Consider the following 12,587-nt stretch of genomic DNA (forward strand, 5'->3'; position numbering starts at 1 on the left):
GTCGGGCCGACGGGCCGGAACGGTTGCCGGATCGGGACACCGGCGGATGGGAACGACGGGCCGAATCGTCGTACGCTCTGCCGGTCAGACCATGTGGAGCACCTGTGACCGCCGGAGTGTGCCGTGCTGCCCGCCCCTCGCCCCACCGTTCTCGTGGCGGCCCTGCTGCTGCTCACCACCACCGGGTGCAGCCTGCTGGCCGTCCCGACCACCCGCACCCCCGGGGGCCCCGCGCCGGTGCCGCCCAAGCAGGTGGTGCTCTCGGCCGCGCAGGGGCTGGACGACGCCGGCGGCGCCCGGATCGACGTCGTCCAGGAGGGCCCGGCCGGCCGACGCACCGCGAGCGGCTCCCTGGTCTGGGGCGCCGCGGACGAGGCCGGGCTGGCCGTCACCGACGAGCTGGGCACCGGACGGCTGACCGTGAAGGACGGCGCGCTCGACCTCGTCTACCAGGGCGGCGCGGCCAAGCACGCGGAGCGGAGCACCGCCGAGTCGGTCGACCCCGCGGCGGGCCCCGACCCGGAGGGCTTCGCGGGCGGCTGGACGACCGCGCTGATCACCAACCCGGGCAGCCGGGCGTACGAGGTCGCGCAGGGCGTCAAGCTCACCTCGCTCGGCGGCGAGCAGCTGGCCGGGGTGACCGTGGCGCACTACCGGGGCTCCGCGCCGGTGGCCGAACTGTTCGGCAAGGACGACGAGTTGAGCCCGCAGCGGCGGGCCGCCACGCTGGACTGGTACCAGCGGCACGGGGTGACGGCGATCGGCTACGACGTCTGGGTCGGCCCCGGCATGCAGCTGCTGCGGCTGCGCGAGACGGTCCGGGGGAGCGCGGGAACCACGGTCACCACGACCGATGTCTCGGCTCCCGGAGCGGCGGACGCGACGCCCGCCGCCGGCGGGTGACGGGGGAGCGGATATCCGGCGCGTGGGGCTTTCGGCGATCCGTTAGAGTCCGGATGAGAAACGCATGAGAAGAGCTGACAATCAGCTCTTCGAGGGGGGAAGTCATGGCTGGAACCCGCAAGGCCGCCGTCACCGTCGTCCTCGCCGCCCTGGCGCTGACCGCGACCGCGTGCGACAACGACAAGTCGGCGGACAAGAACGCCGCCCCGGCCGCGCCGACCACGGCCGCCGCCCCGGCCACCCCGTCGGCCGCCGCCCCGACCGGCGCGAAGCCGGAGAAGGTCAGCCCGGCGGTCTTCCTGGAGCAGGTCACCCAGAAGACCGGTGCGGCCAAGTCGGCGAAGGTCGACGAGCTGATCCAGGTCGGCGAGATCACCATGAAGGGCCAGGGCGCGCTGTCCTGGGCCGACGGCCTGGAGGCCGACCTCACGATGGACCTGTCGGGCTCCCCGCTGGGCAAGGTCCTGGCGCCGATCACCGGCGGGCCGAAGGCGCACTACCTGTACACCAAGGACGCGGTGTTCCTGGGCCTCGGCGGGGAGCTGCTGCAGAACAGCGGCCCGCGCTGGGTGCGCTACACCATGGCCGACATGGCCAAGGCCTCCGGCGGTGCGACCGACCAGCTGCAGAGCGCGGACCCGGTGCAGGGCGTCCGGACGCTGATCGCCGGCGGCAAGGTCACCGAGGTCGGCCCGGAGACGGTGAACGGCAAGGCGACCACCCACTACTCCGGCGTGATCAGCGCCGCGGACCTGGCCATCGCCTCCACCCAGGGCATCACCCAGGCGCAGGCCGACCGGATCAAGAAGGGCCTGGACGCGGCCGGCATCGCCAGCGAGCAGGTCGACGTCTGGGTCGACGCCGACAAGCTCGTGGTCAAGCGGACCGAGCAGGCGGAGAGCAAGGTCGGCGCGGTGAACGTCTCCGTCAGCTACTCGGACTACGGCACCCCGGTGATCGCCGCCACCCCGGTGGACTACATCGACCTCGCCGACCTCCAGAAGGCCGCCGCCGGCAGCTGATCCCCGCCGCCCCGGACCGGAGCCCCGGCGCCGGTCCGGGCTCGGCCGACCCGGTGGACCCGCCCGCCCGAGGGGGGCCGCCACTGGGCCGGTCGGAGACGGGTGGCAAGGTGGCCGGAACGGGGCCGCCGTCGGACGGGGGCGGACGAGAGGGGAACGGACGATGGCGGCACGGCAGCGCTTGGCGGCGGTGGCCGTCGTCGCCCTGCTGACCAGCGGGCTGAGCGGGTGCGGCGGGGGCGGGGAGACGTCCGCCACGCCGTCCGGCAGCCCGAGCCTGAGCACCGCCTCGCCGTCCACCGCCTCCCCGAGCGCCCAGGCCAAGCCCACCGACCGCTCGCCGCACGGGGTGCTGCTCTCCGCCCAGCTGGCCATGCAGACCGCCCGGCGGGCCAAGGTCAGCTACCGGCTGGGCCCGGACGCCGGGTCCGGCCCGCTGTTCTGGCAGCCCAAGACCGCGCTCCAGATCAAGCGCTCCACCCCCGCCGAGGCCGAGCAGCTGATCGTCGTGGACACCGTCGCCTACCAGGGCGGGGACGCCGCCACCGCGGCCAGGCAGGGCGGCCGGCACTGGGAGCGCTTCACCGTCCCGCCGGACGCGGACGGCCACAAGGAGGTCCCGTACGCCGGGCTGATCGACCTGCTGAACCCGGTCGAGGCGCTGACCGCGGCCACCGCCGAGGGGACGGACCCGGTCTTCGTCGGCGAGGAGAAGTTCGAGGACTCGACCGTCGAGCACTACCGGGTCGCCACCACCGCCGAGAAGTACGCGGCCGCCCAGGCCCAGCTGACCGCAGCCCGCCGGGACGGCCTGCGGGCCGCGCTCTCGCCCGGCGGCTCGGCCTCGCTCACCCTGGACCTCTGGCTCAACGACAAGGACCAGCTGGTCCGGCTCCAGCGGACCGGCACCGGGGACAGCGGCCGGCAGGACGACTCGGTGCTCTACACCGACCTCGCCGGGGCGCTGCTCTCGGCGCAGGCCCCGGCCGAGTCGGACACCGTGGACACCGGCGTCCGGACGGTCTCCCCGCTGGCCCGCTGAGCCGTCGGCCCGTTGAACCGCCGGACCGTGCCGCGGCGACCCCGGGGGATGCCCCGTCCGAGGGCGATTTGCACCTGGTGAGGGGCTCCGGTTACTGTTGCCGAAGCCAAAGACCGCTGGTTGTCGCCGCGCCCGTCAGGGATCGGTGGCCGAAGGATCTGCGCTTCGTCGCAGGCAGCCCGCGCAGGTGTGTCTGGAGCTTCGACTTCCGGGTCCGCGTTCGCGCGATCGCCCGTCGAGGTCGTCACGAGCCCCGTGCGCCTGCGCACCGGGGCTCATTGCGTTTTCGCAGGAGCTTTCCTTCCCTCCAGTCGGTCCGCGGCGACCCAGGTCGACTTTTGCGGTCGGCCCGACTTCGACATCACGGAAGGAGGCGTAAGCCTATGGCCAGGCCCGACAAGGCTGCCGCCGTCGCCGAGATCACGGACAAGTTCCGTGGCTCCTCCGCGGCGCTGCTGACCGAGTACCGCGGTCTCTCGGTGAAGCAGGTCAAGACCCTGCGTCGCTCGCTCGGCGACAACGCCGAGTACGCCGTGGTGAAGAACACGCTGACCAAGATTGCGGCCAATGAGGTCGGGATCACGGAGCTCGACGACCTGTTCAACGGTCCGACGGCTGTCGCCTTCGTCACCGGTGACCCGGTGGAGTCGGCGAAGGCTCTGCGTGACTTCGCCAAGGAGAACCCCGCTCTCATCATCAAGGGCGGTGTCCTTGACGGTAAGGCGCTGTCCGCCGATGAGATCAAGAAGCTCGCGGACCTCGAGTCCCGCGAGGTGCTGCTCGCCAAGCTGGCGGGTGCCCTGAAGGCCAAGCAGTCCCAGGCTGCCGCGCTCTTCCAGGCCCTGCCGTCGAAGCTCGTCCGCACTGTGGACGCGCTGCGCGACAAGGTCGAGCAGGGCGGTGCCGGTACGCCGGCTCCCGCCGCCGAGGACGCGGCCGCCGAGTAATTCGGCAGGCTCACGCCTCGCTGCGGGCCCGTGCCCGCCCAACCCGTACATACGGCACCACCTGCCGATTTAGTGGAAGGACGCCATCATGGCGAAGCTGACCCAGGACGAGCTGCTCGCGCAGTTCGAGGAGCTCACCCTCATCGAGCTCGCTGCCTTCGTGAAGGCCTTCGAGGAGAAGTTCGACGTCACCGCTGCCGCCCCGGTCGCCGTTGCCGCCGCCGGTGGCCCGGCCGCCGTTGAGGCCGTCGAGGAGCAGGACGAGTTCGACGTCATCCTCGATGGTGCCGGCGACAAGAAGATCCAGGTCATCAAGGAGGTGCGCACCCTGACCTCCCTCGGCCTGAAGGAGGCCAAGGACCTCGTTGACACCGCTGGTGCCAAGGTCCTGGAGAAGGTTGCCAAGGACGTTGCCGAGAAGGCCAAGGCCGCCCTCGAGGGTGCCGGCGCCAAGGTCACCGTCAAGTGACTTCTCGCCCCCTCTGAGGGGGCCTGAAGCCGGGCCGATCACCCTTGCGGGTGGTCGGCCCGGCTTTTTCGCGTTCCCGGGCCCCTGGGCCGGGCGCGGGGCCCCGTTCCGCCGTCCCCGGCCGGCCCGGTCCACCGGTGTGGCCGAACGCCCACTCGGCACCGTCGGTGCCGGACGGTATGGTGATCACCGTCGTCGAGGGCGGCCCCACCACGGCTTCTGTAACGCCGAGGGGGTCGCGGTCGATAGACCGGTCGAGGCCCGCACCGTCGGCGGGCCCTTGACGAACCCGGCGGGGCGCGCGATTCTCAAGGCGCGAGTCCGCCCGGTTGGTCCGCTACTGGATGCATAACCAGTGGCTCCGGCGGGAAATGACTCCACGTGAGTTAGAGCAGTACCCGGTGGGCGTCCGCGCTCGCCGGCTACCGGGAGGAGTCTCCGATTCGGTCTCCGAATCAGAGCTGGACAGCAGTGTGGCCATTGGCTACACTGTCCCTTTGCGCTGCCTGTTAGCTGCTCCGTGACTCGTCGCCCGGAGTTTGCGTTGCCCTGAAGGGGTCTGGCATCGCCTCCGCAAAGCGGCTCTGACCTGGGACTTCGATCCCGGCGGAGGCCAGTGGCGAGGAGGCGGGACCAAGCCCGTGAAGGCCCGGCTGGTACGCGCGTAGTGAGCTCCGAGCCCTCGGAAGGACCCCCCTCTTGGCCGCGCCGCGCAACGCCTCGAACAATTCCGCCGCATCCACCGCCCCGCTCCGCGTCTCGTTCGCGAAGATCAAGGAGCCCCTCGAGGTCCCCAACCTCCTGGCCCTGCAGACCGAGAGCTTTGACTGGCTGCTCGGCAACGCGGCCTGGAAGTCCCGGGTCGAGGCGGCCCTGGAGAGTGGTCAGGACGTCCCCACGAAGTCCGGTCTGGAGGAGATCTTCGAGGAGATCTCCCCGATCGAGGACTTCAGCGGGTCGATGTCGCTGACCTTCCGCGACCACCGTTTCGAGCCGCCGAAGAACTCCATTGACGAGTGCAAGGACCGCGACTTCACGTTCGCGGCCCCGCTCTTCGTCACCGCCGAGTTCACCAACAACGAGACCGGTGAGATCAAGTCTCAGACGGTCTTCATGGGCGACTTCCCGCTCATGACCCACAAGGGCACGTTTGTGATCAACGGCACCGAGCGTGTCGTCGTGTCGCAGCTGGTCCGCTCCCCGGGTGTGTACTTCGACTCCACCCTGGACAAGGTGTCCGACAAGGACATCTACTCCTGCAAGGTCATCCCCTCGCGTGGTGCCTGGCTGGAGATGGAGATCGACAAGCGCGACATGGTCGGCGTCCGCATCGACCGCAAGCGCAAGCAGTCCGTCACCGTGCTGCTCAAGGCGCTCGGCTGGACCAACGAGATGATTCTCGAGGAGTTCGGCGAGTACGAGTCGATGCGCGCCACCCTGGAGAAGGACCACACCCAGGGCCAGGACGACGCGCTGCTGGACATCTACCGCAAGCTGCGCCCGGGCGAGCCGCCCACGCGCGAGGCCGCGCAGACGCTTCTGGAGAACCTCTACTTCAACCCGAAGCGCTACGACCTCGCGAAGGTCGGCCGTTACAAGGTCAACCGCAAGCTGGGCAACGCCGAGTCGCTGGACTCCGGCGTGCTCACCGAGCCCGACATCATCGGTGCGATCAAGTACCTGGTGAAGCTGCACGCGGGCGAGACCGAGTGGCGTGACGACGAGGGCCGCGACATCGTGGTCGAGGTCGACGACATCGACCACTTCGGCAACCGCCGCCTGCGCAACGTCGGCGAGCTCATCCAGAACCAGGTCCGTACGGGTCTCGCCCGTATGGAGCGCGTCGTGCGCGAGCGCATGACCACCCAGGACGTCGAGGCGATCACGCCGCAGACCCTGATCAACATCCGGCCGGTCGTCGCCTCCATCAAGGAGTTCTTCGGCACCAGCCAGCTGTCGCAGTTCATGGACCAGACGAACCCGCTGTCGGGCCTGACCCACAAGCGTCGTCTGTCCGCGCTCGGCCCCGGCGGTCTCTCCCGTGAGCGCGCCGGCTTCGAGGTCCGTGACGTGCACCCCTCGCACTACGGCCGCATGTGTCCGATCGAGACGCCCGAAGGCCCGAACATCGGTCTGATCGGCTCGCTGGCCTCGTACGGCCGGGTCAACGCGTTCGGCTTCATCGAGACGCCGTACCGCAAGGTCGTCGACGGTGTGGTCACCGAGAAGGTCGACTACCTGACGGCCGACGAGGAGGACCGCTACGTCATCGCCCAGGCGAACGCCCCGCTGACCGCGGACCTGCACTTCGCCGAGCCGCGTGTCCTGGTCCGCCGCCGTGGCGGCGAGATCGACTACATCCCGGGCTCCGAGATCGACTACATGGACGTCTCGCCGCGCCAGATGGTGTCGGTCGCGACCGCCATGATCCCGTTCCTCGAGCACGACGACGCCAACCGCGCGCTCATGGGCTCGAACATGATGCGCCAGGCGGTGCCGCTGCTGAAGAGCGAGGCCCCGCTGGTCGGTACCGGCATGGAGTACCGCTGCGCCGTCGACGCCGCGGACGTCATCACCGCCGAGAAGGCCGGTGTCGTCCAGGAGGTCTCGGCCGACTACGTCACCGTGGCCAACGACGACGGCACGTACACCACGTACCGCGCCGCCAAGTTCACCCGCTCCAACCAGGGCACCGCCTTCAACCAGAAGGTGCTCGTGGACGAGGGCGCCCGGGTCGAGGTCAACCAGGTGCTGGCCGACGGCCCGTGCACCGACGAGGGCGAGATGGCCCTCGGCAAGAACCTGCTCGTGGCGTTCATGTCGTGGGAGGGTCACAACTACGAGGACGCGATCATCCTGTCGCAGCGCCTCGTGCAGGACGACGTCCTCTCCTCGATCCACATCGAGGAGCACGAGGTCGACGCCCGTGACACCAAGCTCGGCCCCGAGGAGATCACCCGGGACATCCCGAACGTCTCCGAGGAGGTCCTGGCCGACCTCGACGAGCGCGGCATCATCCGCATCGGCGCCGACGTCGTCACCGGCGACATCCTGGTCGGCAAGGTCACGCCCAAGGGCGAGACCGAGCTGACCCCGGAGGAGCGCCTGCTCCGCGCGATCTTCGGCGAGAAGGCCCGTGAGGTCCGCGACACCTCGCTGAAGGTGCCGCACGGTGAGTCCGGCAAGGTCATCGGCGTCCGCGTCTTCGACCGCGAAGAGGGCGACGAGCTGCCCCCGGGCGTCAACCAGCTGGTCCGCGTCTACGTGGCCCAGAAGCGCAAGATCACCAACGGTGACAAGCTCGCCGGCCGTCACGGCAACAAGGGCGTCATCTCGAAGATCCTGCCGGTCGAGGACATGCCGTTCCTGGAGGACGGCACCCCGGTCGACATCATCCTCAACCCGCTGGGTGTCCCGTCCCGAATGAACCCGGGACAGGTCCTGGAGATCCACCTCGGGTGGCTCGCCAAGCAGGGCTGGGACGTCTCCGGCCTCGCCGACGAGTGGGCCCAGCGCCTCCAGGCGATCGGCGCCGACACGGTCGAGGGCGGCACCAACCTCGCCACCCCGGTCTTCGACGGCGCCCGCGAGGACGAGATCACCGGCCTGCTGGACAACACCACCCTCACCCGTGACGGTGAGCGCCTGGTGAACTCCACCGGCAAGGCCCGGCTGTTCGACGGCCGCTCCGGCGAGCCGTTCCCGATGCCGGTCTCGGTCGGCTACATGTACATCCTCAAGCTGCACCACCTGGTCGACGACAAGCTGCACGCCCGCTCGACCGGTCCGTACTCGATGATCACCCAGCAGCCGCTCGGTGGTAAGGCGCAGTTCGGTGGTCAGCGCTTCGGTGAGATGGAGGTGTGGGCCCTCGAGGCGTACGGCGCCGCCTACGCGCTCCAGGAGCTGCTCACCATCAAGTCCGACGACGTCCTCGGCCGCGTCAAGGTCTACGAGGCCATCGTCAAGGGCGAGAACATCCCCGAGCCCGGCATTCCCGAGTCCTTCAAGGTCCTCATCAAGGAAATGCAGTCGCTCTGCCTCAACGTGGAGGTGCTGTCCTCGGACGGCCAGTCCATCGAGATGCGGGACTCCGACGAGGACGTGTTCCGCGCCGCCGAGGAGCTCGGCATCGACCTGTCCCGGCGCGAGCCCAGCAGCGTCGAAGAGGTCTGACGGAGGTTGGGCCGGCCGCAGCAGCGGCCGGCCCGCCCCCAGGCCCCCCTCAGACCACATGAACGACTCTCGACTTACGAAAGAGGGCTTGACGACCAGTGCTTGACGTCAACTTCTTCGACGAGCTCCGCATCGGCCTGGCCACCGCCGACGACATCCGCCAGTGGTCGCACGGCGAGGTCAAGAAGCCGGAGACCATCAACTACCGCACCCTGAAGCCGGAAAAGGACGGGCTCTTCTGCGAGAAGATCTTCGGCCCCACCCGGGACTGGGAGTGCTACTGCGGTAAGTACAAGCGCGTCCGCTTCAAGGGCATCATCTGCGAGCGCTGCGGCGTCGAGGTGACCCGCGCCAAGGTGCGCCGTGAGCGGATGGGCCACATCGAGCTGGCCGCCCCGGTCACCCACATCTGGTACTTCAAGGGCGTGCCGTCCCGCCTGGGCTACCTGCTGGACCTGGCGCCGAAGGACCTCGAGAAGGTCATCTACTTCGCCGCCTACATGATCACCTGGGTCGACGACGAGCGCCGCCAGCGCGACCTGCCGTCCCTGGAGGCGCACGTCTCGGTCGAGCGCCAGCAGATCGAGAACCGCCGCGACTCCGACCTCGAGGCCCGCGCCAAGAAGGCCGAGACCGACCTGGCCGAGCTGGAGGCCGAGGGCGCCAAGGCCGACGTGCGCCGCAAGGTGCGCGAGGGCGCCGAGCGCGAGATGAAGCAGCTGCGCGACCGCGCGCAGCGCGAGCTCGACCGCCTCGACGAGGTGTGGGCCCGCTTCAAGAACCTCAAGGTCCAGGACCTCGAGGGCGACGAGCTGCTCTACCGCGAGCTGCGCGACCGCTTCGGCACCTACTTCTCCGGCTCGATGGGCGCGGCGGCCCTCAAGGACCGCCTCGAGACCTTCGACCTGGCGGAGGAGTCCGAGCGCCTGCGCGAGATCATCCGCACCGGCAAGGGCCAGAAGAAGACCCGTGCGCTCAAGCGCCTCAAGGTCGTCTCCGCGTTCCTGCAGACCACCAACAAGCCCAACGGCATGGTGCTGGACTGCGTCCCGGTCATCCCGCCGGACCTGCGTCCGATGGTGCAGCTGGACGGTGGCCGCTTCGCGACCTCCGACCTGAACGACCTGTACCGCCGCGTCATCAACCGCAACAACCGCCTGAAGCGCCTGCTCGACCTCGGTGCCCCCGAGATCATCGTGAACAACGAGAAGCGCATGCTCCAGGAGGCCGTCGACGCGCTGTTCGACAACGGCCGCCGCGGCCGTCCGGTCACCGGCCCGGGCAACCGCCCGCTGAAGTCCCTCAGCGACATGCTGAAGGGCAAGCAGGGTCGTTTCCGTCAGAACCTCCTCGGCAAGCGAGTCGACTACTCGGCCCGTTCGGTCATCGTCGTCGGCCCGCAGCTCAAGCTGCACCAGTGCGGTCTGCCGAAGGCCATGGCGCTGGAGCTCTTCAAGCCGTTCGTGATGAAGCGCCTGGTGGACCTGAACCACGCGCAGAACATCAAGTCGGCCAAGCGCATGGTCGAGCGCGCCCGTCCGGTCGTGTGGGACGTCCTCGAAGAGGTCATCGCCGAGCACCCGGTCCTGCTGAACCGTGCGCCCACCCTGCACCGCCTCGGCATCCAGGCCTTCGAGCCGCAGCTGGTCGAGGGCAAGGCCATCCAGATCCACCCGCTCGTCTGCACCGCGTTCAACGCGGACTTCGACGGTGACCAGATGGCCGTCCACCTGCCGCTCTCCGCGGAGGCGCAGGCCGAGGCCCGCATCCTGATGCTGTCCTCGAACAACATCCTGAAGCCGGCCGACGGTCGCCCCGTCACCATGCCGACCCAGGACATGGTGCTCGGTCTGTTCTTCCTGACCTCGGACCGCGACAACGTGAAGGGCGCCGGCCGCACCTTCTCGTCGACCGCCGAGGCGATCATGGCCTTCGACGCCCGCGACCTGGACGTCCAGGCCCCGATCGAGCTGCGCCTGCCGGCCGGCACCGTCCCGCCGCGCGGCTGGACCCCGCCGGTGGACGAGGAGGGCCAGTCCGGCTGGTTCGACGGCGAGCCGTTCCGTCTGACCACCACCCTGGGCCGCGCGCTCTTCAACGAGCTGCTGCCCGAGGACTACCCGTTCGTCGACTACGAGGTGGGCAAGAAGCAGCTCTCCGCGATCGTCAACGACCTGGCGGAGCGCTACCCCAAGGTCGTCGTCGCGGCGACGCTGGACAACCTGAAGGCGGCCGGCTTCCACTGGTCGACCCGCTCGGGCGTCACCGTCTCGATCTCGGACGTCGTCGTCCCGCCGAACAAGCCCCAGATCCTGGAGGGCTACGAGGCGAAGGCGGAGAAGGTCCAGCGTCAGTACGAGCGCGGCCTGATCACCAACGACGAGCGCAAGCAGGAGCTCATCGGCATCTGGACCCAGGCGACCAACGAGGTCGCCGAGGCCATGAACGAGAACTTCCCGAAGACGAACCCCATCTTCATGATGGTCGACTCGGGTGCTCGTGGAAACATGATGCAGATGCGCCAGATCGCCGGTATGCGTGGTCTGGTGTCGAACGCCAAGAACGAGACCATCCCGCGACCCATCAAGGCGTCGTTCCGTGAGGGTCTGTCCGTGCTGGAGTACTTCATCTCCACCCACGGTGCCCGTAAGGGTCTGGCCGACACCGCCCTCCGTACCGCCGACTCCGGCTACCTCACCCGTCGTCTGGTCGACGTCTCCCAGGACGTCATCATTCGCGAGGAGGACTGCGGCACCGAGCGCGGCCTGAAGCTGGCGATCGGCTCCGTGGGCCCGGACGGCGTGCTGCGCAAGGCCGACGACGTCGAGACCAGCGTCTACGCCCGCATGCTGGCCGAGGACATCACGGTGGACGGCAAGCTCCTCGCCACCGCCAACACGGACCTCGGCGACGTCCTGATCGACGAGCTGATCCGCCACGGCATCGGCGAGGTCAAGACCCGCTCGATCCTGACCTGTGAGTCGGCCGTCGGCACCTGCGCCATGTGCTACGGGCGCTCGCTGGCCACCGGCAAGCTGGTCGACATCGGTGAGGCGGTCGGCATCATCGCCGCCCAGTCCATCGGTGAGCCCGGTACCCAGCTGACCATGCGTACCTTCCACACCGGTGGTGTGGCCGGTGACGACATCACCCAGGGTCTGCCGCGTGTCGTCGAGCTCTTCGAGGCCCGTACCCCCAAGGGTGTGGCCCCGATCTCGGAGGCGCAGGGCCGGGTCCGCATCGAGGACACCGAGAAGACCCGCAAGCTGGTCGTCACTCCGGACGACGGCAGCGACGAGATCGCCTACCCGGTCTCGAAGCGCGTGAAGCTGCTGGTCAGCGAGGGCGAGGCGGTCGAGGTCGGCCAGAAGCTGACCATGGGTGCCACCAACCCGCACGACGTCCTGCGCATCATGGGCCAGCGTGCCGTCCAGGTCCACCTGGTCGCCGAGGTCCAGAAGGTCTACAACTCGCAGGGTGTGTCGATCCACGACAAGCACATCGAGATCATCATCCGGCAGATGCTCCGCCGCGTGACGATCATCGAGTCGGGCGACGCCGAGCTGCTGCCCGGCGAGCTGGTCGAGCGCGGTCGCTTCGAGCAGGAGAACCGCCGCGTCGTCGCCGAGGGCGGTCACCCCGCCTCCGGCCGTCCGCAGCTGATGGGTATCACCAAGGCCTCGCTGGCCACCGAGTCCTGGCTGTCGGCCGCCTCCTTCCAGGAGACGACCCGGGTCCTCACCGACGCGGCGATCCACGCCAAGTCGGACCCGCTGCTGGGCCTCAAGGAGAACGTCATCCTCGGTAAGCTCATCCCGGCCGGTACGGGTCTGCCCCGCTACCGCAACATCCGGGTCGAGCCGACCGAGGAGGCCAAGGCCGCGATGTACTCGGCCGTCGGCTACGACGACTACGACCTGTCGCCCTTCGGCGCCGGCTCCGGCCAGGCGGTCCCGCTGGACGACTACGACTACGGCCCGTACACCGGCTGAGTCGCGCGTCACTGACGCAGGGCGGTCACCCCTCAC

Annotated in this window: 7 protein-coding genes; all 7 read left to right on the forward strand. The window is 69.3% G+C overall.

Annotation, left to right across the window (positions count from 1 at the left end):
• Window positions 1-123: 123 nt before the first annotated feature.
• The 7 genes from ACFCY1_RS25190 (at window position 124) to ACFCY1_RS25220 (ending at window position 12,551) form a co-directional block, all read left to right on the forward strand.
• Window positions 124-903, forward strand: coding sequence for a hypothetical protein (locus ACFCY1_RS25190; protein WP_049651982.1), 780 nt, complete (start codon window positions 124-126; stop codon window positions 901-903).
• A 104-nt stretch (window positions 904-1,007) separates the two neighbouring features.
• Window positions 1,008-1,925: a hypothetical protein gene (locus ACFCY1_RS25195; RefSeq protein WP_375876147.1), complete on the forward strand. Its 918-nt coding sequence runs from the start codon at window positions 1,008-1,010 to the stop codon at window positions 1,923-1,925.
• 163 nt (window positions 1,926-2,088) lie between these two features.
• Complete coding sequence (locus ACFCY1_RS25200) at window positions 2,089-2,967, forward strand: hypothetical protein (RefSeq protein ID WP_117488240.1); 879 nt, start codon at window positions 2,089-2,091, stop codon at window positions 2,965-2,967.
• A 383-nt stretch (window positions 2,968-3,350) separates the two neighbouring features.
• Entirely contained in the window at window positions 3,351-3,914 is a 564-nt protein-coding gene (rplJ, locus tag ACFCY1_RS25205; RefSeq protein ID WP_045693068.1) for a 50S ribosomal protein L10, read from the forward strand.
• Between the two features lie 85 nt (window positions 3,915-3,999).
• Window positions 4,000-4,383, forward strand: coding sequence for a 50S ribosomal protein L7/L12 (rplL, locus tag ACFCY1_RS25210; protein WP_198959424.1), 384 nt, complete (start codon window positions 4,000-4,002; stop codon window positions 4,381-4,383).
• A gap of 699 nt (window positions 4,384-5,082) precedes the next feature.
• The gene (rpoB, locus tag ACFCY1_RS25215) at window positions 5,083-8,559 is read left to right on the forward strand and encodes a DNA-directed RNA polymerase subunit beta (protein WP_074003975.1); all 3,477 of its coding nucleotides are present in this window, start codon (window positions 5,083-5,085) and stop codon (window positions 8,557-8,559) included.
• 98 nt (window positions 8,560-8,657) lie between these two features.
• Complete coding sequence (locus ACFCY1_RS25220; protein ID WP_074003974.1) at window positions 8,658-12,551, forward strand: DNA-directed RNA polymerase subunit beta'; 3,894 nt, start codon at window positions 8,658-8,660, stop codon at window positions 12,549-12,551.
• The last annotated feature ends 36 nt before the right edge of the window (window positions 12,552-12,587 follow it).

The sequence above is a fragment of the Kitasatospora sp. NPDC056273 genome, assembly GCF_042268845.1.
Classification (GTDB): Bacteria; Actinomycetota; Actinomycetes; order Streptomycetales; family Streptomycetaceae; genus Kitasatospora.

What these genes read in the sequence shown, in the direction of transcription:
- rplJ (WP_045693068.1), top strand. Translation starts at nt 3,351, where the DNA reads ATGGCCAGGCCCGACAAGGCTGCCGCCGTCGCCGAGATCACGGACAAG.
- ACFCY1_RS25195 (WP_375876147.1), top strand. Translation starts at nt 1,008, where the DNA reads ATGGCTGGAACCCGCAAGGCCGCCGTCACCGTCGTCCTCGCCGCCCTG.
- ACFCY1_RS25200 (WP_117488240.1), top strand. Translation starts at nt 2,089, where the DNA reads ATGGCGGCACGGCAGCGCTTGGCGGCGGTGGCCGTCGTCGCCCTGCTG.